The 25,065-nt window shown below is 72.3% G+C and carries 18 protein-coding genes; 7 read left to right on the top strand and 11 right to left on the bottom strand.

What is annotated here, in order from left to right; genetic code table 11:
- The first annotated feature begins 58 nt into the window (after positions 1-58).
- Entirely contained in the window at positions 59-1,006 is a 948-nt protein-coding gene (locus tag RIC11_RS17075; RefSeq protein ID WP_350213473.1) for a hypothetical protein, read from the top strand.
- Positions 1,003-2,280, top strand: coding sequence for a glutamyl-tRNA reductase (gene hemA / locus RIC11_RS17080; RefSeq protein ID WP_350213474.1), 1,278 nt, complete (start codon positions 1,003-1,005; stop codon positions 2,278-2,280). The genes RIC11_RS17075 and hemA overlap by 4 nt, the downstream gene beginning before the upstream one ends.
- 130 nt (positions 2,281-2,410) lie before the next feature.
- Here hemA and RIC11_RS17085 read toward each other — a convergent pair whose 3' ends face one another.
- The 5 genes from RIC11_RS17085 to ald all read right to left on the bottom strand — a co-directional run bounded on the left by RIC11_RS17085 (position 2,411) and on the right by ald (position 6,081).
- On the bottom strand, positions 2,411-2,839 hold the full coding sequence (locus RIC11_RS17085) for a hypothetical protein (protein ID WP_350213475.1): 429 nt from the start codon (positions 2,837-2,839) through the stop codon (positions 2,411-2,413).
- Between the two features lie 58 nt (positions 2,840-2,897).
- Entirely contained in the window at positions 2,898-3,599 is a 702-nt protein-coding gene (gene scpB, locus RIC11_RS17090; RefSeq protein WP_350213476.1) for an SMC-Scp complex subunit ScpB, read from the bottom strand.
- 28 nt (positions 3,600-3,627) lie between these two features.
- Entirely contained in the window at positions 3,628-4,236 is a 609-nt protein-coding gene (locus RIC11_RS17095; protein WP_350213477.1) for a hypothetical protein, read from the bottom strand.
- Between the two features lie 203 nt (positions 4,237-4,439).
- On the bottom strand, positions 4,440-4,736 hold the full coding sequence (locus RIC11_RS17100) for an ASCH domain-containing protein (protein ID WP_350213478.1): 297 nt from the start codon (positions 4,734-4,736) through the stop codon (positions 4,440-4,442).
- Between the two features lie 220 nt (positions 4,737-4,956).
- A complete protein-coding gene (ald, locus tag RIC11_RS17105; RefSeq protein ID WP_350213479.1) occupies positions 4,957-6,081 on the bottom strand; it encodes an alanine dehydrogenase in 1,125 nt (374 codons plus the stop codon).
- 376 nt (positions 6,082-6,457) lie between these two features.
- Between ald and rplM the strand changes: the two genes are divergently transcribed.
- Positions 6,458-6,919 (top strand): 50S ribosomal protein L13, encoded by a 462-nt coding sequence (gene rplM, locus RIC11_RS17110; RefSeq protein ID WP_350213480.1) that lies wholly within the window; start codon positions 6,458-6,460, stop codon positions 6,917-6,919.
- A gap of 109 nt (positions 6,920-7,028) precedes the next feature.
- Positions 7,029-7,427 (top strand): 30S ribosomal protein S9, encoded by a 399-nt coding sequence (gene rpsI / locus RIC11_RS17115; RefSeq protein ID WP_350213481.1) that lies wholly within the window; start codon positions 7,029-7,031, stop codon positions 7,425-7,427.
- A gap of 107 nt (positions 7,428-7,534) precedes the next feature.
- On the opposite strand, the gene RIC11_RS17120 is transcribed toward rpsI, so the two are convergent.
- Entirely contained in the window at positions 7,535-8,434 is a 900-nt protein-coding gene (locus RIC11_RS17120; RefSeq protein ID WP_350213482.1) for a HEAT repeat domain-containing protein, read from the bottom strand.
- Between the two features lie 126 nt (positions 8,435-8,560).
- Here RIC11_RS17120 and RIC11_RS17125 point away from each other — a divergent pair, with 126 nt between their 5' ends.
- Positions 8,561-9,868 carry a transporter family protein gene (locus RIC11_RS17125; protein ID WP_350213483.1) on the top strand — a complete coding sequence of 436 codons (1,308 nt, stop codon included), beginning with the start codon at positions 8,561-8,563 and terminating at the stop codon, positions 9,866-9,868.
- On the opposite strand, the gene RIC11_RS17130 is transcribed toward RIC11_RS17125, so the two are convergent.
- Genes RIC11_RS17130 through RIC11_RS17150 form a run of 5 tightly spaced genes read right to left on the bottom strand, consistent with a single transcriptional unit; the run spans position 9,862 to position 15,439 of the window.
- A complete protein-coding gene (locus tag RIC11_RS17130) occupies positions 9,862-10,296 on the bottom strand; it encodes a hypothetical protein (protein WP_350213484.1) in 435 nt (144 codons plus the stop codon). The two genes, RIC11_RS17125 and RIC11_RS17130, sit on opposite strands and share 7 nt — an antisense overlap.
- A complete protein-coding gene (locus tag RIC11_RS17135) occupies positions 10,293-10,946 on the bottom strand; it encodes a hypothetical protein (RefSeq protein WP_350213485.1) in 654 nt (217 codons plus the stop codon). The genes RIC11_RS17130 and RIC11_RS17135 overlap by 4 nt, the downstream gene beginning before the upstream one ends.
- The gene (locus RIC11_RS17140) at positions 10,943-11,461 is read right to left on the bottom strand and encodes a DUF6931 family protein (RefSeq protein WP_350213486.1); all 519 of its coding nucleotides are present in this window, start codon (positions 11,459-11,461) and stop codon (positions 10,943-10,945) included. Before RIC11_RS17140 ends, RIC11_RS17135 begins: the two co-directional genes overlap by 4 nt.
- A 25-nt stretch (positions 11,462-11,486) precedes the next feature.
- A complete protein-coding gene (locus tag RIC11_RS17145; RefSeq protein ID WP_350213487.1) occupies positions 11,487-11,786 on the bottom strand; it encodes a PAAR domain-containing protein in 300 nt (99 codons plus the stop codon).
- 17 nt (positions 11,787-11,803) lie between these two features.
- Complete coding sequence (locus RIC11_RS17150) at positions 11,804-15,439, bottom strand: type VI secretion system Vgr family protein (protein ID WP_350213488.1); 3,636 nt, start codon at positions 15,437-15,439, stop codon at positions 11,804-11,806.
- A 278-nt stretch (positions 15,440-15,717) separates the two neighbouring features.
- Between RIC11_RS17150 and RIC11_RS17155 the strand changes: the two genes are divergently transcribed.
- Both RIC11_RS17155 and RIC11_RS17160 read left to right on the top strand, forming a co-directional pair.
- A complete protein-coding gene (locus RIC11_RS17155) occupies positions 15,718-20,511 on the top strand; it encodes a vWA domain-containing protein (RefSeq protein ID WP_350213489.1) in 4,794 nt (1,597 codons plus the stop codon).
- 34 nt (positions 20,512-20,545) lie between these two features.
- A complete protein-coding gene (locus RIC11_RS17160) occupies positions 20,546-25,048 on the top strand; it encodes a carboxypeptidase regulatory-like domain-containing protein (protein WP_350213490.1) in 4,503 nt (1,500 codons plus the stop codon).
- Positions 25,049-25,065: the final 17 nt, after the last annotated feature.

The following is a 25,065-nucleotide window of genomic DNA, read 5'->3' on the forward strand; positions in this document are numbered from 1 at the left end:
CCGCTAGATTCGCGGGTCCTGTTCCGCCTTCCGCCTCCCGCCTTTTGCCTTCGCACCATTGGACCTCTCCCGCATCACCGTGTTCTGCTTCGCGGCCAGCTACGCCGTGGCGCTGGTCCTCGAGGCGGCTGCGCTGGCCGGGCGCCGCGGCGGGCGGCTCGCGGGGACGCTCTCGGGCGGGCGGCGGGCGGTGCTGTTGGGGATCACGGCGGCCGGGCTGTTCGCCCACGTCGCGTACCTCGTGACGCAGGCCGGCTCGGCCGCCACCCCCTTGGCGAGCCCCGCCGAGTGGTGCCTGCTCGCGGCGGCCGTGCTCGCGGCCATCTACCTGACCTTCACCCTCCGGCACGCGCGGTGGGCCGTCGGCGTGTTCTTGCTGCCCGTCGTTCTGCTGCTGGTCGGCATGGCCTACGCGGCCAGCGACCGGCCCTTCTCTCAGGACCGCGCTTCGTTGTTCTGGGGGCAGGCCCACGGTTGGCTTCTGGTGGCCGCAACCGCGTCGGTGAGCGTCGGGTTCGTCGCCGGGCTGATGTACCTGGTTCAGAGCTGGCGGCTGAAACACAAGACGCCCCCCGCCCGGGGCTGGAGTTTGCCGTCGCTCGAGTGGCTCCAGACCGCGAACACCCGCTCGCTGTCGCTGTCGGTCTGGCTGATGGTCGGAGGATTCTTGTCGGGCTTGGTGCTGACTAGGCTAAACCAGGGGCCCGGCGGGGGATCGCGGCTGTGGTCGGACCCTGTCGTGCTGACCTCGTCGGCGCTGCTGGCTTGGCTGGTCGTGGCGGCCGCGTTCCGGTGGGCTTACCCGCCGGCGCGGCACGGCCGGAAGGTCGCGTACTTGACGGTGACCGCCTTCGGCTTCCTGGCCATCGTGCTGGGGTCGCTCACCTGGGGCGGCGCGAGCCACGGCGCGCGCGACCAGCCGCCCGCGGCCGCCATCGATGGCTCCTCCCCGTCCCAGTCCAGCCGACGCCCGGCGCCCGGCGCCACCGACCCACGCCCTCTATGAAGCTCCGGATGGTAGGTTGCTCGCACCATCACGCGGGGGCCGCCGTGCGCGAGCAGCTAGCCTTCACCCCCGACGAGGCCCACGACGCGATGGCCGCGTGGCGCGAGGTGCTGCCCGGCGCGGAGGGGGTGCTGCTGTCGACCTGCAACCGGGTCGAGTTCTACGCGGCCACGCCCGCGGGCGAGCTGCCGCCCTGCCCGGGCCTCATCGCGAGGCACCTGGCCGAGTCACGCCGGTTGAGCGTCGAGCAGGTCCGCCCGTACCTGCTCACGCTCCGCGACGAGGACGCCGTCGACCACCTATTCCGCGTCGCGGCGAGCCTCGACAGCATGGTCCTCGGCGAGCCGCAGATCGTGGCCCAGGTGAAGCAGGCGTACGAGCTGGCCCGCGGCGCGGAGTCGGCCGGGCCGCTCACGCACGACTGCTTCCAAGGGGCGCTGCGCGTGGCCAAGCGGGTGGTCACCGAGACCGACCTGCACCGCCACCGGGTGAGCATCCCCAGCGTGGCGATCAGCGATTTCGCCGCGCGGATCTTCGAGCGGTTCGACGACAAGCGCGTGATGGTCGTCGGCGCGGGGGAGATGGCCGACGAGACGCTCCGCTACTTGGCCGACCAGGGGGCGCGGGCGCCGGTGGTCGCCAACCGCAGCCTCGAGCGCGCCACGGCGCTGGCCGTCGAGTGGGGCGGCCGGGCCGTGTCGCTGGAGAAACTGACCGAAGAGCTGACCCGCGCCGACCTGGTCATCACCGCGACCGCCGCGGGCGAGGCGATCCTGTCGCTCGACCGCTACCGCCGCGAGGTGGCCCAGCGGCGCGAGCAGCGACCGCTGTTCGTGCTCGACCTGTCGATGCCCCGCGACTTCGACCCCGCCATCGGCGACGAGCCGGGCGTGTACCTCTACTCGATCGACGACCTGGCGGCCGCCTGCGAGCGGAACCACCAGGCGCGGCGACGCGAGCTGCCGCACGCCGAGCGAATCATCCGCGAGGAGCGCGAGCGGTTTTTCGTCGACGCGCGCCACCGGGTGTCGGCGCCGATCATCGCCCGGCTGCGACAGGGGCTCGACGTGCCGAAACGCGCCGAGCTCGAGCGGCTGTTCAACAAGCTGCCCGGCCTCGACGACGCGGCCCGGCAAGAGATCGAGCGGTTCGCCGATCGCCTGGTGAACAAGATGCTCCACCCGCCGATGGAGTCGCTCCGCGACGAGTCTCGCGAGGGGTCGCCGCACACGCTGCTGCAAGCGCTGAGCCGGCTGTTCCAGCTGAAGGACTGAGGCGCTCCGGGGCTTCTAGCCTCGATGGCCGGCCGGGCGTTGCGGCGCGCCGAGGGCGGAGTGGGGGAGGCCGACGGCGGAACGCGGAGAAGAGAGCGAGCCGCGCCTGAGGCCGGCTAGTTCGGGGCTCTCATTCCTCGTCGTCTTCGAACTCGTAGTCGTCCTCTTCGTCGTCGTCGTCGTCTTCGTACTCGTAGTCGTAGTCGTCGTCGAGTTCCTCGTCGTCCTCGACTTCTTCCCACTCGTCATCGTCGTCTTCTTCGAAGTCCTCTTCGTCGTCTTCGACGTCATCCTCGTCCTCGAATTCCTCGTCGTCTTCGTACTCCTCGTCGTCGTCGTCGTCCTCTTCGTCGTCGTCCTCTTCGTCGTCCTCGAATTCCTCGTCCTCGTCCTCCTCGTCGTCGTAGACGTCGACGTACTCGTACTCGTCGTCGTCGTCCTCCGCGGGCGTGAGGGCGCGCAGCGGGTCCTCGCCCAGCGGGCCGCCGGCGAGCGGTTGGCGGCGGCCGGCGTGCGCGGTGGCGGTTGGCACAGCGAAGAGGGAAAGGCTCGTCGTCATGGGACGTGGTCGGTCGGAGCGGTCGTGTCCAAGAGTTCGATTCGGGCGACGCAGCGACTCAGGCGGGTTGTGTCGCCGGCGCGTTGTCTTTACTCGGCTGGGGGGCGCCAGCGTCTTCATCAAGGTCCGGCAAGTCGTCGAGGCTGCCTAGCCCATAAACTTCCAAAAAATGCTGAGTCGTGCCGTACAGCAGCGGCCGACCCAGCTCCTGGCAGCGGCCGACAATACGCAGTAAGTCGGCGCCTAGCAACTGCCTCAGCACGTCGCCGGACCCCACGCCCCGGATCGCCTCGACCTCGGACCGCGTCGCCGGTTGCCGGTAGGCCACCACGGCGAGCGTCTCGGTGGCCGAGCCGCTCAGCCGGCAGTCGCCCCCGACCCCGCCGGCCGGCTCGTGCCGCTCGATCCACGGCGCCAGAGCGGCCCGCGTGACCAGCCGGAACCCGCCCGCCACCTCAACCACCTCCAATGCGCCGCGTCCGCCCGCGTAGACTTCCCGTAGCCGATTGACCAACTCGCGGGCCTCGCTCGGCCCCGACAGCCCCGCCGCCCGAGCCAGCCGACGCGGGCTGAGGGCCGCTTCGCCGAACCACAGCGCGGCCTCGACCCGCGCGAGCCGCGTAGCGGCGCCGTCGGCGGGCCCCGACCGGCCGGTCTCCGGCGCCTGTGCACCGACGCTGAAGCGGCGGCCCGCCGGGCGCCAACAGGCGGGCAGCCGCGGCGGCGCCAACCCGCGGGGCTGGGCCAGGGGATGCGTCACGGGGCCTCCTGCTAGGTCGATGTGCCGATCATTGGGCCCGGCGAGCCGACAGCTTCTCCACCAAGCGGCCGACCGCTTCCTCGGGCGTGTCGCCGAGCGCGTCGAGCCGCACGGTTAAGCCCTGCTCGCCGAAGCCCTGCTCGCCGAATCCCTGTTCGCCGAAGCCCTGTCCAACCAAGCCCTGGTCGACCGAATCCTGGCTGTCCAACTCGGCCGGCGCGACGGCAATAGCTTGAAACACCTGGTCGGCGCCGGCGCCGATCGGGCGGACTTCGGCCCGCTGCGCCCCGGCTGCTAGCAGCGGCTGGATGACCGCGTCGGCTTGGGTGTTGGCGTCCGCCGAGCCCCCCGCCATCGGCTCTTGCAACGACGCCAACTGGATCGCGTCGTCGGGGGGGCCTGCGAACAACGCCGCGGCTTGCGCGACGGAGTCGGCCGGCGTGGCGGACTCGGCTTCCTCGCCGATCGGGTCGGCGTAGGCGAGCCCCGCGTGCTGGGCGGCCGAGTTGATCAGGGTCGCCAGCCGTTCCGGCGGCGGGCCGTAGTGGTAGGCCGCCATCGCCCCGCACGCGAGCGTGCCGAGCATCACCGCCGAGCGGTAAAGCGTTCGCAACGGGCTCGCTTCTTGTTCCGCCATCGCTCAGACCCTTCGGAGGAAACAGGACCGCGCCGACGCTAGTGAGCCGCGGCGGGGCGGGCAAGAGCGATGTCGCGAAGGAGGGATGAGGGATGAGGGATGAGGGATGAGGGATGAGGGATGAGGGATGAGGGATGAGGGATGAGGGGAGCGCGAGCGGGCGTCCCCGCTTCCCTCTTCCCTCCTCCCCCTTCCCCCTTCCCTCACTCCACCACAAACCCAACCCGGTACAGCCGCCGGCCGCTGTTGAGCTGGTCGCCGTAGATCGTGCCAAGCTCCTCACGCAGCGCCTCGGCGGTGGGGAAGCCGTCGAGCCGGGCGTCGGCGTCGGTGAGGTCGCCGAGCCCGACCTGCTCGACGCCCGTGATCCGCACCCGCCCCACGCCGGGGACGTAGCTCCCCTGCCCGGCCCGCATGCGGCGGTGTTTCCACAAGCGGATCGTTTGCGTCTTCTCGCCGGAGCGGATAGCGGGGAGGAACTTGCGTTTGAAGAGGAGCATCGCGGGTCCGTTGGCCAGCTCCGATTCGGCCCGGCTTGGTGGCACGTGGTAGTTGATGCTGCTAGTCTCGCACCCCGGAGGCCGCGCTACCGCACGCTGCTGAACGAGCGCGGAGAGTACCTCGTCAGTGTCGGCTTCACCGACGGCACGCGCGGCCTGCTCGTCGTGAGCATCCCCGAGCCATCGGGGGTTATGCTCGCCGCCCTCGCCGCGGCCGCGGTCACGCGCCGACGCAGCCCGCGTACGGCAGCCCAAACGTGTCGGCCACCGGGCGGTTGGTGACCTGGCCGGACATCAGGTTCACCGCCAGCGCGATCGGCTTCCACTCGGCGGCGGCCTTCTTCACCCCTTCCACACCTGCGCCCGCGTCGGCCAGGCGGAGCACCCAGGGGAGCGTCACGTTGCAGAGGGCGAACGTGCTGGTGCGGCCGACCGCGCCGGGCATGTTGGTCACGCAGTAGTGCACGACGCCGTCGACGATGTAGGTCGGCTCCGCGTGGGAGGTCGGGCGGCTGGTTTCGATGCAGCCGCCTTGGTCGATCGCCACGTCGATGATGACGCTGCCGGTGGCCATCCGCGCGAGGTCCTCCCGCTCCACGAGGTGGGGCGCCTTCGCGCCGGGGATTAGCACCGCGCCGACCACCAGGTCGGCCCGCTCCAATTGCCGGCGGATCGTGTGGCGGTCGCTGAAGAGCACGTCGACGTTGGGCGGCATGATGTCGTCGAGGTACCGCAGGCGGTCCATGTTCACGTCGAGGATCGCCACGTTCGCTTGGAAGCCGGCTGCGATCTTTGCCGCGTTGGCGCCGACCACGCCGCCGCCGATCACCGTGATATGGGCCGGCGCGACGCCCGGCACGCCGCCGAGCAAGATGCCGCGGCCCATCTGCGGCCGCTCGAGGTACTTGGCGCCCTCCTGGATGCTCATTCGGCCGGCGACCTCGCTCATGGGGGTCAAGAGCGGCAGTCGGCCGGCGGAGTCTTCGAGCGTCTCGTAGGCGACGCTTGTCGCGTCGCTGTGGAGCATGGCCTCGGTCAGCTCGCGGCTGGCGGCGAAGTGGAAGTAGGTGAACACGGTCTGGCCGGGCCGCACCTTGGGCCACTCGGCGGGCTGTGGCTCCTTGACCTTCACGATGAGGTCGGCCTCGCCCCAGACCTCGTCGGCCGTGTCGACGAGCGTCGCGCCGACCTCCGAGTACATTTCATCGGTCAGCCCCGAGCCCTCGCCGGCGGACCGCTCGACGAGCACGCGGTGCCCCCGGCGGACCAGTTCCTCGGCGCCGACCGGCAGCAGCGCGACACGGTACTCGTCTGGCTTGACCTCTTTCGGGACGCCGACAGTCATCGGGAGGGTCCTGGGGAACCTTGGTGGCGGAGTGTTACTGAGTGTTTACCAGGACCGCAGCCCCGCCCACCCGGCGATTTGCGTAGGCGATTCTCTGCCGGCCGCCCCCACTTCGGCTCGATGAGCCCCCCAATGCGGAGCCTCGGGCGTCAGCCCGGGGAGCTGATCGCGGAGCCGAGCCGGATTCTCCTCCCCGGGCTCACGCGCGAGGCTCCGGTGGCGGGGATTTGGGCTGTTGGCGGCGCTGCGACTCGCCGAGCGTTTGCCGCTTGTGGAGCCTGGCGGCCGCCGATAGGATACGGGGCTCCCCGCCCGGGGTCTGGGCCGATGGGCCCTAAACGAACCGATTCAGAGCGTCTGCTAGCGAGTCCCCCCCATGGGAACGATCACCCGCCCCCTGCAGCGAACCACTCAGCTCAAGCAGAGCGAAGTCGAGCCGAAGTGGCACCTGGTCGATGGCACCGACCAAGTCGTCGGCCGCCTGGCGAGCCAGATCGCCGTGGTGCTGATGGGCAAGCACAAACCGACCTACACGCCGCACGTGGACACGGGCGACTTCGTCGTGGTGACGAACGTCGAGAAGGTCCGCTTCACCGGCCGCAAGTGGGAGCAGAAGAGCTACGCCTGGTACACCGGCTACCCGCAGCAGCGGACGATCTCGGCCGAAGACCGCCTGGCGCGCCGGCCCGAGCTGATCCTGAAGGAGGCCGTCCGCCGGATGCTCCCGAAGAACAAGCTCGCGACCAAGATGCTGGCCAAGCTCAAGCTCTACGTCGGCCCGGACCACCCGCATCAGGCGCAGCAGCCCGAGGTGCTGGACCCTTCGACGGTCCGCTGAGCCGACGACGGTTAGCTGAGCGGTCCTAGCCCGGCCACCCCCGACTGAACGCCGGGGGCTCGCCAACGAGACATTCCGCAATCCGCAATCCCACTTCCGCATTCGACAAATGCCTTCCGCAACGCTCGACGCCCTGGGAACCGGCCGCCGCAAGACGAGCGTCGCCCGGGTCCGCATCCGCCCAGGCAACGGGAAGATCACGATCAACCAGCGTGAGCTGGACGACTTCTTCCCGATCCCGCAGTACAAGAACCAAGTGCTCGCGCCGCTGGAGCACTGCGAGGTGAAGGACTCGGTCGACGTGGTCATCCTCGTGCACGGCGGGGGCCTCACGGGGCAGGCCGGCGCGTGCATGCAGGGGATCGCTCGGGCGCTGCTGAAGCACGACAGCGACCTGGACGAGAAGCTCCGCGAGAAGCACTTCCTCACCCGCGACTCGCGGATGAAGGAACGCAAGAAGCCGGGCCTCCGCGGCGCGCGGCGTGGCACCCAATTCTCAAAGCGCTGATCTGGGAGCGCTGATCTGGGAGCGCCGAGCCGGCGACACCCGCTCAATCCAACGACAAGCCCGTGGCGGCCTCGGCCTCCGCGGGCTTGCTCTTTGCGCGGCCCGGCTCATCCGCCTGGCTTACCGGCCGATTTCCAGAGGCCCCACAGCGTGGTCTCGCCGGTCGCCGCAGGCGGCCGGGCGGCGGCGGGCGGAGGGTTGCTCGGCGCGGCGTACGAGGCCGGGGTCACCCCCTCGGTGGGCTCGATGAGGGGGATCGGCGCCTCGGGTGACTCGCCGCCGACGGGGGTGGGCTGGCAGGCTTGGCAGGCCGCGCATTTCTCGAGCGCGTAGAGCGCCGCCCGTCGGACCCGACCGGAGCGCTCGGCCGGGTTGCCGTCCTCTTCGGAGCCCGTCACACAGATCGAGAGCGCCTTGACGACGGCCGGCGTGCAGCAGCAGCCCGAAGAGAGCGCCCTGGCGGCCTCGAGCCGCACGCACTCGTCGCGGTCCGCGCGGAGCGAGGCGATCAGCGCGGCCTCGGCCTCGGGGTAGTAGCGGCAGTCGAGCCCCGCCAGGTACGCGACCGCGTCGCGGCGGATCTGCGCCTGGGCTTGTTCGGTCTTGATCTTGGCAGCGGCCGCCACGCCCGGTGGCGGCGGCGGGGGCGGGGCCGGCGCGGCGCCGGGGTGCATGCCGGGGGGCTTGGTCGCGTGCAGCTCCACGGCGGCCGCGAAGTGGTTATCGTTGGGGGTCGGGATCAGCCCGCCGGAAAGAGCGGAGATCGGACGGACCGCGTTGATCAAGAACTTGCCGGCCGGCGAGGTCTTGCACTTCAGGTGCGCGCGGCGGCTTAGCCAGCACAAGTCGCCCCACACGCCACGTGGCTCGAGCGCCGTGTCGACCACCGCCGGTGGCCCGCCCGGCGCGGGGGCTGGCGCCGCCGCCGGCAGCGCAAGCGCCGCCGCCACAGCGACCCAGAGCAGGCGGCCGGGTGTGGTCTTGCGGCGAATACACACGCGGCTCATGCCAAGACCACAAGTCGGGGGGGCGGTTGTGACGAAGATTCCGATTAAGCGGGGCTGCCGACCTTGTGATTGTCGGCCGGACCCGGCCCGGATCCCGACCAAAACACCGCGGCCGAGCGAAGCGAGATGGATCGACGCCGCCGACGCCACCCGACCCGCCGCAGCGCCCTGGTGGCGGCGCTGCTAGCGGCTTGCGCCGTCGGCATCGACGCCCGCGGCCAAGCGGAGCCCCGGCGGTTGCCGCCGCCCGGCCCGAACGACGTCGGCGCGCTCATCACCGCCGACGCCGAGCCCACCGCTCACGCGCCCGAGGAGGTCCCGGCGCCGGCCGTGATCCGCCTGCCGCCGGTCCAGCCGATCGGTCCGATCGAGCCCGCCCCGCCAGCGCCGCCGCCCTGGCCGCTGGCGATCGAGACCGAGCCGCCCGAGCCGATCGGCGCGGCGCCGGCGGCCGGTCCGCTAGCCGGACTTGGCGAGATCGCTTTCTGCGACTATTGCGGCGACGCGTGCTCGAGCGGCGGCTGCTGCGGCGACTGCGCGGGGGCGACACGCGGCGGCCGTTTCGCCCGCGCGGTGTACCGCGGCTTGTGCTGCCCCGACCCTTGCTACCGGCCGCAGTGGCGGCCGCGCGCCGACGCGGCCTTCTTCACCGCCGCCGCGCGCCCCGTGAACCAACAACGCTTCCGGTGGGACTGGGCCGAAGACCTCTTCCAAGCCGACCGGGCAGAGTACTTCTGGGCGCGGACGGGCGCCGGTGGACGGGGCCCCAACGTGCAGCCGCCGCGCGTCGACTACGACGAGCTCCGTCACTACGCCGAAGTGGCCCACGGCTCGTTCGGCGCGTGGGTCGACTACAGCTACCGGTCGCTCGACTACGCGGGCGGGCACGAGGCCGGCTTCGGCGACCTGACGATCGGCACGAAGACCTTGCTCTTCGACACCGAGCTGGTGCAGATGGCCTTCCAGATGCAGACCCACGTGCCGGCCGGTTCGGTCGGCAAGGGGCTGGGCGTGGGGCACACGTCGCTCGAGCCGGGGCTGATCTTCGGCTTGAACTTGTCGCCGGGCTCGTACCTGCAAGTCGAGCTCAACGAGTGGATCCCGATCGCCGGCGACCCGACCTACGCCGGCGCGATCTTCCGCTACAACGCGGCCTACAACCGCGTGCTCGCCCGCCCGCACCCCGGCGTGCCGGTGATCGGCAGCCTGGAACTGGCCGGCTGGCGATTCCAAGACGGCGCGTACACGGCGTCCGACGGCGCCGGCGGAGTCGTCACGCGCCGCGCGAGCGGGGACAACTACGTGCACGCGGCCGCTGGCTTCCGTGTCTTCTTCTGCGACCGAGCCGACATCGGCGTGTCCTACCTCGCGCCGATGACGTCCGACTCCTGGGCCGACACGCTCGTCCGCACCGAGCTGCGATTCCGCTACTGATCGCGCGGGCGCGGCGACCAGTCCCAGTGGTCGAGGACCGAGCCGACGGGCTCGTTGGTCTCCCGGCGTGGCGGCTTGGGCTGCCGCGCGAGGAGGGCGGCAGCGGTGCGTCGGCCGAGGGTCGGATCGATCGGCGCAACCGGCGGCGGCACGGATTTCTCAGGCGCGGCGGGCGGGCTTTGCTTGGCCTGGATCGCCGCCTTGTTCGCGGCCGCGAGTTGCGCCACGCGGCGCCGCTTCGCCGCGATCGCGTCCTCGGCGGCGGCGTGGCTCTGGGCGACCCGCGCGAGGGCCACCCGCGTGGCGGCCGACAGACGCGCCAGCTCGCTACGCAGCTGCGGGTCGATCGGGCCGTGCTGCGCGTCGGCCAATTCGTCGCCGAGCTCGGCGAGCGTAGCGGTCACCGCGTCGATCAGAGGAGGTTTCATGCTCGGAGCAGATCGGTTGGGAGGGGCGTGGCCAGGGCGTCGCACCACGGGCAGTGAGCCGCGGCCCACGCCGGCGCCCAGGCCCGCCGCCAGCCGAGGCCGAGGACCGCCGGCAGGAGGAACTCGCCACCGCACTCGGGGCAATCGGCGCAGTCACGCGGGTCGATCGCCCGGCGGCGCCCGATCGCCACCAGGACGCCACCGGTGACTTCCTGGCACGCGCCGGCAGGCGACCAGAGCTCCGCGAGCCGCTCGCCGGCGATCCGATAGGTTTGCTGACGCAGCGGGTCGTCGATCAACACGGCGCCGTAGGCCACGCGTCGGGCGAGCACGAAGTGGCCGGCCGCCGGGTCAACGGGGTCGCGGAGGTTGAGAACGGCCCGCCACCCGGTCCGCAGGACCGCGTCGACCACGTGCGGAGTGAGTTGCGCCGAACGCAGGCAGGCAGCCGCCATGCCGCAGCGGATCGCGTCGGCCGCCAGGCGGTGCGTCGGCGTGGCCCCGTCGTCGGTGAGCCAACGGCGCAGCCGCCGCCACACGGCCGCCGGCGGCTCGAGCCTGCCGAGCGACTGGTAGGCATCGGCCAGTGCGAACGCGCCGCACGAGCGGGTGGTGGTGGCTGCGGCGGGGCTCGGAGCGGCGAGCGTCACGGCTTGATCTCCTCCGGGGCGGGGGGCAGGTTTTCGCCGGCCAACAACTCGGCCGCGAACCGGAGGAACTGCCGCAGGCGCGCGTCGGCCGCGGGCCGCGTCGGGGCCGAAAGGGAGGCCATCGACACGGCGCTGGCTACCAGCCGCGGCGTCACGCCCGGCGGAGGGGCGACCTCGGGCTGGCCGGGCAGCGAGATGCTGCCGCCGGACCAGAAGGCCGCGATGGCGATCGCGCCGGCCGGGGACTTCACGCCGGCTGCCGCGCCGGCCGCTTCGGCCGCACGGCGGGTGGCTTCGCTGCCGTGGAGCACCCAGGCCACCGCCGCGTCGAGGGCAGCGGCGGCTGGCTCGTCGTCGGGCGCCGCGGCGTTGGCGACCGACAGCGCTCCCCACCACACGGCCAAACGGGGGCCGAGCGCGTGCGCGGCGTGCTCGGCTGCTTCGGCGAGCCGACCGGCGTCGACCAGCGACGTGAAGCGTTCGTCGCACGGCGGTGGGGCGAGGGTGGCGGGCATCGATCTGCTCACGGGATGGGATTGCCTAACCGATTAGCACCGTGGGCGCGCCGAGCACGATCGTGCCGCCGTGCGCTGTGGAGTCGCCCATCCGCGCGGCCGGCTTGCCGCCGACCAGCACCGTGGTGCTCCCCATCGCGACCGTGTCCGGCGGGCCGACACAGACCGCCATGTCGCCCACCACCGAGGCGGGCATCGAAGCGATCAGCACGGTCGGCGCGCCGGGGCCGGTCACCGGCCCGCCCACGTGCGGGATCGGCGGCACGCCCGGCGTGACCATCGGGCAGACGTGCATGTCGGTGAGTCGCGCGGCGGGGGCGCCCATGGGTGCGGCCTCGTCGGTTAGTTGATCATGGTGATGGTGCCCTTGACGGTCGCTTGGGCCGAGGCCTCGAGCGAGGCCATCACGCCCTTGCCCTCGAACGCGACCTGCGCCTCGTGCGAGATATTCGTGGCGGACGTCGTTTGTCCCGACTGGTCGACCGCCACGCTGTTCGCCCCGGTGCTCATCGTCACGCCGGAGGTTGTCAGTTCCAGGCACGGTCCGCCGTCGGGGCCGACGGCGAGCTTGATGCCATCGCTGGTCATCGTGATCACCGCGCCGGAGCCCTCGGCGCCGACCGACAGGGTGATCCCGTCGGGGGTCATGACCGCTTTGCTGCCCGACTCGCCGCCGGTCGTGAAAGTGATCGAGCCGTCGTCGCCGGTGGTGGCGTCGATCTGGCCCGTTTCGCCGTCGCGGCGGATCTGGAAGGCGGCCGGGCCGCACACGATCGTCGCCTGGCCCGTCGAGTTGATCGCGACGACCCCGTTGTCCTCGCCGTCGCCGCCTTGGGCGTCGATGTGCACGAGCGACGCGTCGGTGTCGTCGTCGTCGAGGGACCTCGCGCGGAGCGAGATGTGCCGCGCGCCGGTTGCGAGCAAGCCGTCGTAGCTCTCGAACACGTCGGCGTCGCTGTCGCCGTAGGTCAGGTTCGAGGTGTCGGGCGCGTTGTCATCGGGCGCGGCGTCGGAGTCGTTGGCGGCCGCGTCGGCCTCGCCGCCGGAGTCGTCGCTCTGGGAATCGTCGTCGGCCGCGCGTTGCTCCGTGTCGTCGACCGAGGTGTCGGCCGAGTCGGCCTCGGCCTGTTGATCGGCCAGGTCCGACGCCCCCTCCGACGCGAGCGCCGAACCGGTCTCGGTCGCCTTGCCCGCCAGGTCCAGCAGCAGCGACTTGTAGCTCGCGCCGAGCGCGTCGACCTGGTCGTTGAGGCTGCTCGCTTCGCGTTGCTTCTCCTCGCCCGCGTCGGTCTCGCCGTTGGCCTTCTCGAATTCCAGGAGCAGGTTGAGGAGCATGCCGCACAAGCCGCGCGGGCCGAGCTTCCGGACGTAGGTCTCCCACGCCTTCGGGTCGGACTTCTCTTTGCGCCACGCGAGCAGCGACATGGCTGCGCTGGCCGTGATGATGCCGCCGACCCACGCGGTCCGCGGGTTCGACGCGTCGTAGGTCTGCGAGCTGCGGCGTTCGATCTCGCGGCCGTGGTGGACCGTGGTCAACGGGCCGTAGTGCAGCGACCGCCCCGCGCCGAACAGCGCCGACCAGTCGCCCAGCGGCACGACCAGGTCTTGCACCTTGGCGATGACGCCCTCGTCGAGCCAGCCGGAGGGGTCGATCACCATCGACATCGAGCCGCCGGTGACGATCTCGCCGGTCGTGCCCCACGGCATGCCGGTGACGACCGACGCGGCGTTGCCCAGGGTGACCTCGATGTCCGCCTCGTAGCCTAGCGCCGCGAGCAGCTTGTCCCAGTTCTTGGTTTCCGACGCCTTGCTCGCGAACAAGTTCGATCGCTTGGGCGGCTCCTCGCGCTCCGCGCCGGAGGCCGGCCCGGCGGCCTGCGTGGGCTTGGGCTCGGCGGCTTGGGGGTCCCGGTCGGCCGAGGGGGCGACTTTCTTCTCGACCGGCGCGGCGGACTTCGGCGCGGCCTTGTCGACCGTCTTTTTGCCGGCTTGCTGGGACCCGGGCGGGACTTTCGAGACGGCTTTCTTGGTCGCCGGCGGGTGTTGCTCGTCGGCCCGCTTCTTTACGGCATCGGACTTCTTGACCGGCGGTTTCTTCGATTGCTCGCTGGTCCCCTTTTTGGCCTTCGTGACCACCGCTTTCTTTTCGACACGCGTGGCCGCTTGCTTCGGTCCGCCGCCGGAGCCCGAGTCGAGCCCGCCGAAGAGCCGGCCGCGCACACGCACGGAGCTGCCACGGGTGAACACGTGCTCGCTGTGCTCGTTGTGGTTGACGGTGTGCGCCTCGGAGTGGATCTCGACGTGCTCGTTGCCGATCTCGTCGTAGAAGGTGAGCCCGTTGAAGTCGACCGACGGGTCGCCCGCCACGCTGCACGACTTGATGCCGGTGAGGTCCTGTTGGGAGGGCATCTCCATCGGCGGCATGTTCTCGGCGTTGTACACGCTGCCGACGATCACCGGCCGGTCCGGGTCGCCGTGCTCGAACGCCACGAGCACCTCGTTGCCGTGCCGGGGCCAGAAGAACGCGCCCCACCTTTTTCCCGCCCACACCTGCGCGACCCGCACCCAGCACGACCGGTCGGTCGGCCCCGCCGCGGCGTCGGGGGGCTCGCCCTCGGCGGGCTTCTCTTCGCGGCGGTCCCAAGGGAACCACACCTTCACGCGGCCGTACTTGTCGTAGAGCTGCGATCGCAGCTTCTTGGGGTCCGACTCGTTGTCGGTCGCATCGGCGACCACCATCGCCGTTTGCACCCCGGCGATGGTGGGCTTCGGCGTGACGCGTTGGGGCCGGTAGGGGACCGCGACAGGCTGGCACTCGATCGTGTTGCGGTACGAGAGCGACCCGCCGAGGGGCTCCGATTGGGCGTCGCCGATGGTCAAGTGGTGCTCGACCCGCCGCACGAGGTAGCGGTCGTCGTCGGTTGGGTGCCCGTCGAGCCGCAGCACCGCGCCGGCCGCGAGCGAGAGGGCGTCGGACTCCGCGTCGATCTGGATCGCGCGGCACACGAACCGCTCGCACTCCAGGCGAGCGGCGGCGTCCGCGTCGGTAGGGACGAACTGGATTGGGCTCTTCTCGAACCCCGCCGGGTCGGGGTCCTGCTGGTGGTTGCCCACGCTGTCGTAGCGGGCCGCGTAGCCCCCCGGGAACGCGTACCAAGGGTAGCTCACCCCGGCGGGGCTCGGCTTGTGCGTGGCCTTGCCCACGGCGAAGTCGTCGGGCGTCGACTGCAGCGACTCGAACGCCTCACGCGGCTTTTGGAAGTGCGTGTCGCGGACCGTCGCGGAGGTGGGCGTCAGCCGCTGGGTCTTTCTCCACTGCTTGATCGACGGGCCCGATTGGACGCCGCCCTCGGTGTAGCGGTACGCCAGCGGCGACGCGCCGCCCGTGTCGTCCAGCTGAGTCGAGTCGTCCGCCAGCACCATCGTGCAGCCGGACTCGTCGTGCTCGAAGAAGTAGAAGAGGCCCGCCTCTTCGATCAGTCGGTGGAGGAAGTCGAGGTCGGTCTCCCGGTACTGAACGCAATAGTTCCGGGGCTGCCGGGCGTCGGACTTCGTGCAGTCGCTGCGGGTGGCGAGGCCCGTCAGCAGCGTGTCGAGCACGTCGTCGACCTTCTGGTCTTGGAAGATGCGGCAATCGGAGCGAAGGCCGAGCTGCACGAGCGGCGGCTCGACGGTCGCCTCGTAGAACGCGTGGCGCTCGTCTTGCCCGGTCTGTGCGAACCGCGTCACGAGGCCGTGCCAGTGCCGCTCGCTCTGCCCGGGCAGCTCGACCGTGAGCCGCGCCGACTTGCCGAGCACGTCGGCGAAATCGATCGCCCCGTCGTCCGCCAGCAGCGACAGCTCTAACCGGAAGGGCCGGCACAACTCCTCCACGCCGAGCACACGCGTCACGAACAGCGTCGCCTCGCATCCCGGCGAGTCGAAGCGCACCGGCCGCGCGGCGTCGTCGAGGGTCTCGCTGCAGTCGGGGTCGCTCATGCCAAGCCGGTGGGGAGGGCGCGCACGCTCCAAGGGGATCGGACACGCGCGGCCCGAGCGCTCGGGCGTTTCGCTCTAGCGGTCGGCGAAAACCGGAGAGTTGCGGCGCCCACGCCGGATCGATCGCTCGCAATGATCGCAGCGGAATTGCGGGCGCTAGGTATTCGCCCAGTTGGTTGTCGCTTTTTCGCCACACGCGCCGGGAGGGAGCTATTTTTTCTCGGCGCGTCGCCGGGCGGCGCGGCCCGTCCGCGATCCCCGCCCGAGGTCCCAGCACGATGCCGTCTCGCGCGCCCTTGCTCCGACGCACCACCCAACCGGGCGCCGCCGACCCGGTCCGCGTTTCGCGCCGGTCGCGTCGCCGCTTGGCGGCGGCCGGTGTTGGGGGGCTGGGCGCCGCGGCGGGCGCTCTGGCGGTGGCCGCGGCCCTGCTGCAACCGCCAGCGCCGATCCGATTGGCGCCCATCGGCTCGGACTACGCAGAAAACCTGTCCGTCCCGCACAACGCTCACGCGTGGAACAGCCTCAGCGACGCGTGCCGCGTCCGCCCCACCGCGCCGGGCGGGTGGGGCCGGGAGAGCCTGGTGCGTGGCCCCGCGGCGCCGTTGCGAGTCGACGACCGATTCGCGTTCGAGTCGGTGCTCGAGCACGCGGACGAGCCGACCGTCGTGGTGCTCGTCGCATTGCACGGCGGGAGCGACGAGCGTGGGCCCTACCTGCTGCGTGAGAACTGCCGACCGGACGACCCGCCGGAGGCCCGGCTGCGTGTCGCCGATCTGTTCGCGGCGCTAGGCAAGTTGCCCGAGTCGACGAACAAGCTCGTCGTGTTCGACGCGGCGACCTCAGCCGGCGAGCCGTTCTGGGGCGACGCCGAGAACCGCTTCGCCGAGGGCCTGAAGGCCCTCGAGCCACAAGTCGCCGCCACGCCGGGCTTGGTGGTCGTCGCAACGAGCGACGCCGGCCAACTCAGTTGGCCGTGCCCCGACGGGCGCCGTTCGGCCGCGTTGAATGCGTTTGCCGAAGCCCTCGCCGGCTACGCCCCCGACGCCAACGACGACGGCCGCGTCTCGGCCGCAGAGATGTTCGACCACGTCCGAGCGGCGGCGGCCGCCAACGCGGGCAGCGTGTGGCGGCGGGCCCAAACCCCGCTGCTCTTGCCCCAATCGGCCGAGGGCCGGCGGCTGGCCGAGCGCATGGAGCTCGCGCTCTGTGCGGATGAGCCGGCCCCCTCGCCGACCGATCCTCCGCCCAACAGCGACGGGCTCGACTCCCTCTGGCGTCACGCTGAGAGGCTCGCCGAAGCAGCCGTCGCCCCCGAATCGACTGCCAGCGTCGTATGGCGCCGGTACCGGCGCACGCTCTTGCGCTACGAGGAGCTGACGCTCGCGGGCGCCACGGCGGCCGCCGAGCGGCTCGCTACGCGGCTCGACGAGCTCGAGTCCATGGTGCGCCGCCAGTCGCGCTGGGCCGGCAGCTTGCCCGACCCGGTCGAGCTGTCGGCCGGCCCGCTCGACGACCCGAGCGTCGCCGCGGAACTAGAGAAGCTCTGGGACGCGCCGGCCGAAGCGACGCCGCCGCTGATCGAAGGCTTGTCGGCTGACGCGGACGGGACGCGGCTCGGCGCGGTGCACGGGTGGCTCGTCGATCGCGTGCAAGCGGGCCCCAGCGCCAACCTCCGGCACGGCGCCGAGCTCCTCGGCCGGTTGCCCGCCGCCGACGGCCTCCGGCCGAGCGCGTCGCACTTGGTGCTCATGCTCGACAAAGGGCTCCCCCCCAACCGGTCTCACCCCGACTGGAACCACGCACTGCAAATGGCGATCGGCGCGCGTCGGGCGGCCGACCACCCGGCCCGCCCCACTTCCAGGGCCGACGCGGCGCGGCAGGCGACGGCGATGTCGTGGCTGTTCGATCGATTCGACGAGGCCGACCGCAGCCGCCGCGAAGGCGAGGACTTGCTGTTCGGCGGCGACCAGTACCTGCCGGGGGCGACCGCCGCCCTGGAGTCGGCCTCCGACGCCTACGCCGCACTCCACGCCGACGCCGCCACGGTCCGCGGCGCGCTCGCCGCGCGGGACGATGCCTTCGACCTCTTGCCGTTCTACGGCGACGCGATCGCCGCTATCCCGGTCGGTGTTGGCGACCGGCCGGAGGAGGTCGCACGGCTGCTCGGCGCGCTAGAAGACGCTTGGCAAACCGCCCACGGCTTGGCCGACGTGCTCGACCCCCCCTCTCGCGGCCAGCCGGTCGCCACGCCGCAAGAAATCCTGGCCAAGCGAACCGCTCTGGAGGGTCGCCTCGAGCAGCTCCGCGCCGACGTCGCCGAGTGGCGCGCCGCGATACTCACGCGGACCGGCGCGGCCGCCAGGGCGGGGCGATTGGCCGCGCTGCGGACGCCCGACATCGGCGCCGGCGAAAGGCAACGCTTGGTCGGAGCGGCGCCTCGACTCGACGAAACCGCGCGACGCGCGGTGGACCTCGACGACAAGCGGCAGGCCGACTGGCGCCGCGAGGCGGCCGTCCGGCGCGTCCGCGTGGCGCTCGCGGCGATCGGCCGGCGGCTCTACGACCGGGGTGTCGGCCGGGCGGGCGCCCACCTCGCCGACACGGCTTCGCTCAAAGCAAGCGACGCCAATGCGGCGGCCGCGGCCCGAGTCGCCCGCCGTGTCGGCCAAGCCTGGCGCAGCGCCGCGCTCGACGCGACCCTGGTCGCGCAGCGCATCGAGCAAGGCTCGCCGGCCACCGTAGCGCTTGGCGACTGGCCATCCGACGCGGCGCCGGTGCGGCGGCTGGACTGGGGCCAGACCGGCCTGAGCGGGCAAACGGTGCTGGACGCGATGGTCTGTCGGAGCCGGTTCGACTACTACCGGTGGCGGGCCGAACGGGCCGCGGCGGACGGCTGGGCCGGCGCCGCGGTAGACGACCCTCCCTACGCGACCGCCGCGGCGAAGGCCTACGCGTCGCTAGCCGACCGCGCCCTCCCCGGCGACGCCGAGATCGACCGCTTCCTGCAACGCGTGGCCGAGCCGTTCCAGTTGGGCGTCGACGGGCCGTCGCGTATCGACGTCGTCGACCGCGTGGCGACACGGCCGGCGATCACCGTGTCGACCTCCGCGCCGGCGCCAAGCGGCGTCGCCGCCGTGTGGGCCGAACTCCCCGGCGACACGGCGCCTGCACGCCGCAGAATCGTTCCTTTGGGCCAAGCCGCCACGATCCCGTTGGGTCCCTCGCTCACCGATAGCGCCGCCGCCACGACACGGTTCGTCGCTTGGCGGCGCGGCTACACCGCCAGCATCGACGTTCCCCTCACGCCGCACGCGGGTCCCGCCGTGTCGATCGACAACCCGCCGGCCCCTGCGGGAGCGGCGGTCGCGCTGTTGGCGGACGGGCCGATCGGCGGCGACGGCGCCGTGGCGTTCGTCCTCGACGCGTCGGGCAGCATGGGCCGCGCGCCCGGCGCCGCGTCGTCGAAGTACGAACAAGCCGTCGCGGAGCTCCGAAGACTCCTCGCCGACACGCCCCGCGGCGTGCGTGTGAGCGTGTGGGTGTTCGGCCAAGCCCAAGGCGACGCGAAGACCGTCGATCCACCCGAGGCGGCGATCCGCCGTGTCGTCGATCCCGTGTCGTGGGACCCGGCCGACCCGGGGCTTCTCGACCGCGTGGCCCGGCGGCTCGCCTACCCGCGGATCGAACCCTGGAACGAGTCGGCCCTCGGCCGCGCGGTCCTCACCGCTAGCCGCGACCTGCAAGCCGCCGCCGGCTACAAGGCGGTGATCGCGGTCACCGACGGCGTCGATAACCGCTTCGCGAACGATCCGCTGGCGAACCCAGAGGGCGAATCGATCGGCGACGTGCTCTCGCGCGAGCTCTCGGCGTCGGGCGTCGCCCTGCACGTGATCGGCTTCGCCTTGCCGCCGGACGCACAGCGGCGCGTCCAAGAGCAATTCGCTTTCGTCCAAGACATGCGCCCCCAGGGCGGGTACTGGCCGGCCGCCAACCCCGAGTCCCTCGCGCGGGTTCTGCAAACCGTGTGGGGAGCCCGATCCCGCGCGCCGGTTGTCGCGCCGATTGCTTCGGGCGGGCGGGCGCTGGGCGAAGCGCTCGTGTCGCCGGCCCAGGGAATGCCTGTCTGGCCGTCGCGGCCGCTGCCGACGGGCTGGTACTCGCTGCCGGTGGGCGCCCAGCAGGCGTCGCCGCCACGGGCGTTCCTCGGCGGGGGCGACCTGTTGCTTGTGCGGTTGTCGGGCGCGGCCGGCGCCCCGTCGGTGTCCCGCGCTGGCGCCACGCGGCTGCTCTGGCCAGACAAGCCCGCGGCCGAATCGGCCGGGTGGCGCGGGGCGGTCCTCAATCGCCGGCGGACGCCCGACGGCGGCGCGTCGACGAGCTTCGCCCTCGAGCGCCTGCCAAGCGGGGCGCCGGACGCCGTGATGCGGGTCGCGCGGCCGGCTTGGGTTTGGTTCGAGCGCGAGTGCATCGGCGAGCAGCCGACGACCATCGCCTGGCGCCGCGTCGATGGGTACCCCTGCCCGGTTTGGGAGGTGCGTGCCGAGGGCGGGGCCGATTCGAAAGCCTGCCCCGACGGGCTCCGCGTCTGGTGGAGCGCCGACCCGCCGCAAGCGGCGATCGCGGCGCGGCGCGGGGAAGACTTCGACAAGGTGGAGCAACTGCTCGACGCGTCGTGGGACATCGACGGTCAGCCGACGAGGCTGCTCCGGCTCGCCGCCGAGACCCGGCGCCTGCCCGACGCCAGCGGCCGCCGGACCGACCAGCCGTGCGTAGTCGTCCACCTGAGCGGCGCCGCGCGTTGCCACGTGCAGCTCGATGGCGTCGGCGCCAAGGGCGAACGCCACGATTACTACGACGCCGCCGGCCAGTCGGTCGCCGTGTTCTGGCCGGTCGAGCCCGCGGAGCTGAAGACCGACCTGCGTGCGCTGCGCCTGTCGTCGGTGGAAGACATGAAACGGCGGGCCGAAGCCGCGGGCGCGCTGCTGGAGTTCCGTGAGCTGCGACCGGCGACGCCCGAAGACCTCCGCCCGGCGCCGTCGGTCGGCTGGTTCGCGGCCGGCCGGCTGTAAGGCCCGAGCGGCCGACCACCACGAGCGAGACCCTATGCGACCTCCCCACCGCCCCGCCCCGTCGCGCGCGATGCGTGCGTTCCTGCTCGCGTTCGCCGGCGCCGGGCTCGCTGGCGCGCTGGTGGGCTTCGCGACGCGGATCGACGGGCCGGCGCCGACGCCGCTGGTCGCCGCTTGGGTCGACCACCTGCGTACTCCGCTCGTGCCGGACAATGTGGCCGCGGTCGCGGATCGCACGGCCATCGCCGGACTCGCTTGCCTCGACGCCGACCCGCTGCACCTGGCGGGCGGCATGACCGCCGAGCTGCTGCAGAGCCGGCTCCGTCGGCGGCCAGACGACCCGGACAAGCCGCGTGTGGTGTACGTGAGCGCGTACGCGACCTGCGACGAGCACGGCGACGTGCAGCTCGCCGCCGAAGACTATCAACCGCTCACGACCGACGGCGTCGTGCCGCTGGCGAGCGTCCTCGAGTCGCTCGACCGCCACCGGGCGCCCGTCCTGCTGGTGCTCGACCTCGACTGGGGCCTCGCCCACGCGTCGGCCGGCCTCGCCCCGTGCGGCGTAGGCCAGCGTGTGCTGGACTGCCTCGGCGAACACCCTTCCCCGTCGAGGTGGACCCTGCTCAGCTGCTCCCCCGGCCAGCGGCCATCCCTCTTGGACGGCGGCGCGCGCACCGCGATCGGGTATTTCTTCGAGACCGGCCTGAAGGGGGCAGCCGACGGCTGGGGGCCCAGCGGCGTGACCGACGCGCGGGTTTCCGCCGGCGAGCTGTGCCGTTACGTGTCGCAGAGCGTCGCCCAGTGGACACGGCGCGTCGGGTCCGCGAGTCAGACGCCCATCGTGCTGAGGGCCGACGGCGCCGACTTCCTCGTCGCCAGCGTGCTGCCGAGCAGCCAATGGGCGCCCGCGCTGACGGCGCCGACCGACTACCCGGCGTGGCTCGCCGACGCCTGGGCCGATCACGACGCCTGGCGCGACGGCCTCGTCGGCCAGGCCGCGCCGCGGCTCGTCCGGCGGTGGGCCGCGGCCCTGGCCGACGCCGAGCGCCGCTGGCGGGCAGGCGCCGAACCCGAGTCGCTCGGCCGCTGGTTCGCGACCCAGACCGATCCTCTCCGACGCGAAGCGACCCTCCTCGAGTCGCGATACGCGAGCCGGCCGATCGTGTCGCTCGCGCAGCAGGCGGAGCGGACCGGGGCCCCTCCCGCACAGCTAGTCGACGCGTGGGCCACATGGCTCGACGCGGCCGGCGCCCCGGCTGGGAACAAAGCGGCCGCGGCGCTCGACGAAGCGATCGCCGGCGCCGACGCCGATCGGGCCGCCGCCGCCGCGATCGCGGCTCTGGCCCAGACCACGCACGGTTTCCGAGAACGGCTCCAGGCGGCAAAAGAGCGTTTGGCGACGCTCGAGCCGTCGAACAACTGGGTCGAAGTCACCCTGCTCGACCAGCTCCTGGAGATCTCAGCCGGGCGCCCCGCTGCGACCGACGCGATCGTGGCGGAGTTCTTCCAAACCGCCCTGCTCGGCCACCACCTGCGGGCCGACCCGGCCGCGATCGAGCGGGTCGGCGGGTCGATCGCTGAGGGTGACAGGCACTGGCGGACCGCCTGGGCGATGGCCGCGTCGCCGGGCTACGCGTCGCTCGACGAGGCGGTCGCCTTCGCCCGCCGGGCTCGGCAGAGCTACGCGCGGGCCCGGTCGGATTGGCGGATCATCGGGGCGGCGATCGCGACACGCAACCAGGCCTTCTCGGTCCTCAGCGAAGCCGGCCGCCTGTCCCGCGACCCGGCCGCGCTCTCCAGCGACTGGTCGCACGCGGTCGACGCGTCGCGGCGGCTCGCCGATTCGCTGTCGGCGTCGACGCCCTCCGCGGCGCGACCCCCGCTGCGGTGGCTGGACCGCTTGCAAGCAGAGACCGAGACGCTCGCCGCGTCGCTCGATACGTTGCTACGCCCCACCCGCGGCGCCGCCATCGACTCCTTGGTCGCGCGCATCCGGTCGGAAGGGTCAATCTCGGCAGTCTCGGAAGGCGAGAGGCTGCTGGAAACCTCGTTGATTGCAGCGCCCCAGCGCGTTGAACTCGTCATGGCGCTCAACTCAGTGGCCAACGATCGCTTCGACCGCCTCGCGCGGTTCGTCGCCGAGGGGACGGGCCGTCGGGCGCGCGAGTCGACGTACGCCGCAACGCGGCCGGACGACGCGGCCCAATGCCGCGCCGAAGCGCAGCGGTTCGCAGCGCTGGTCGGCCTCACCGGCCTGGGCCCGTCGGTTTGCTCCGAGGTCGATGATGCGCTCAACGACGACGCGCCGCCCGTCGCGTTGCTCTCTGCTATCCGGGGCTCGACCGCGGCGGCGTTCGAACGGGTGCACGCCGTCGCGTCGCTGAAGGAGCTCGACCGCCTCGCCCGGGTGCTGCCGGCGGGCGGCCACGATCCGGTCTTCGACCAGCCCGAAGCAGGCCCGTCGTGGGAGCTGCTTACCCGGCGTGCCGACACGGCGGACCGGCTGTATGCCCAGCGGTTGCTCGCCGAGTCGACCGACCTGGGGGGCACGCCGCGGCTAGCGGAAGCCGCCCGGCGGCTCGGTCTGACCGACGCGCCGGCGCCGCTGGCTCTGGCCGCCGAGCCGCTGCGGATGCCGACCCTCGCGCCGGAGACTCCCGCAGCGCAAGTCACCGCCCCAATGCCAGCTCGCGCAGCGGGCGCCGATGTCCCGGTCGTCCGGGTCACGGCGTTCCAGCCCGCCGACAGCCTGGCGATTCACTCGATCTACGACGCGGCGGCGAGCCAACTGAGCGTCGACGCCAGCGTGAAGCCCGCGGCAAGCATCGCCCAAGTCGCCGCCACGAAGGGCTTCTTGCTGCGGCTCACCTCCGGGGCCGGCGTGGCCCACCTGCGTGTCGAGACCCCCGCCCTCGCGGACGTCCCGCCGGTAGCCTTCTACGCGGACATCGCGGGACAGCGGCTCCGGATCGGCGACCTTTTGAAGCTGCCGCCGACCGCGATCGCGACGCCGCTTCGCCTGATCGCCGTCAATCAAACCGACAGCCCGCGCGCGGCGGACCTCTCGCTGCTAGCCGGCGAGCAGTTCACCGGCAGCATCCAGCTCGCGCCGCTCGGCGAGGCGGCCGTCGTCCTCACGCCGACAACTAAGCCAGACCCAGCGGCGCCCCCCACCGCAATCGAGCGGATCGAAATCGAGTGCCGCGATCCGGAGGGGCAACGTGTCGTCGCACGCGCGGCGGCCCAGGTGCAAGTCGCCGATCCTGTTGCGTACATCGAGATCCCCGACGCACGCGTGGAGACCGACTCCCAAGGGGTCGTGTCGGTGTCGATCGACACCACGCGGCTTGCCGGCTCGCCGGCCGGCTTGATGGTCTCGGCGTCGGTCACCGACGCGAGCGGCGAATCGCTGGCCGCCGACGCGGCGCTGCAACGCGCCCTAACGCCCTCCGCCCCCGGCGCCGCCCTCCGAGCGACGCTCTCTCCCGCTGCGGTTGCCGGCGAAGCGATCGTCGTCGAGCTCGCCATTTCGGGCGTGCCGACGACGCTCCGCTGGGTCGGCAGCGCGCCGCCGCCGGGCGTGTCGGCGGCCTTGCAACGGCCCGCCGCGCCGGTCGTGCAACTCCGGGCGCCGAGGATGATCGCCGCGGGCGAGCCGCTCACGGCGGCCGTCTCCGCGGCGCCGGCGGTTGCCGGAGCAAAGATTCTCCTGCAACTACGCGGCGACGGCGCGGTCCTCGCCTCTCGCAGCCTCACGGCCACTCGAAAGGGGCTCGTGACCCTCGGCCCGCCGACCCCCGACGGCGCCCTGCTGGTCTCTGCGACGCACGGCGATTGGCGCGAGGAGATCGACACCGCCTCGCAGTCCGGCAAGCGGGTGCTGGTCGCGACGGTGGTCGACGCCGACGGCCGATCGATCGCCGAGGCCGCCCGCGAGGTTGTCATCGATAGCGACCCGGCTGACCGGCTCGCCGTGCACGCGGTCGGCGCGGCGGTGGCCGGCAAGCCGCTCGCCCTGCGGATCGACGCCAGGGACCCGCTCACCGGCGTACAGCAAGTGCGAGCGTACGCCGGCGCGCCGGACGCGTCGCTCGCTCCGCCGAAAGGGGCGCCGCTCGTCACCGCAGCCCAGGCGCCCGATTCGCCCGGCCAGTGGATCGCGGCGCTGCCGACCGCCGCCGGCGCGCCGGCGGTGCTCGTCACGGTTGAGGCCACCAACGGCGTCGGGCTCGTCCGCCGCATAACAAAACGTATCGATCTCACCAGCCCCGAGCAGGCCGCCCTCGGCGGCGTAGCCGGCGCCGTGAGCGAGGGACCGCGCCCGCAGCCGGGAGTCGAAGTCGAGCTGCTCAGCGAGGCTCGCGAGCCGGTTGCGACCGCAACGACCGACGCCCGGGGCGCGTTCCGTTTCGACGCGGTGAAGCCCGGCAAGTACTACGTGACCGCCGTCAAGGCGGCGACCCAGCGGGTCGGTGTGCAAGCGGTCGAGGTCCAAGCCGGCGCCCAAGCGACGGCCGAGCTGAAGCTGTCGCTTTGACCCGCCGCCTTGCCGAG

The sequence above is a fragment of the Botrimarina sp. genome (genome assembly GCF_040219535.1).
GTDB lineage: Bacteria > Planctomycetota > Planctomycetia > Pirellulales > Lacipirellulaceae > Botrimarina.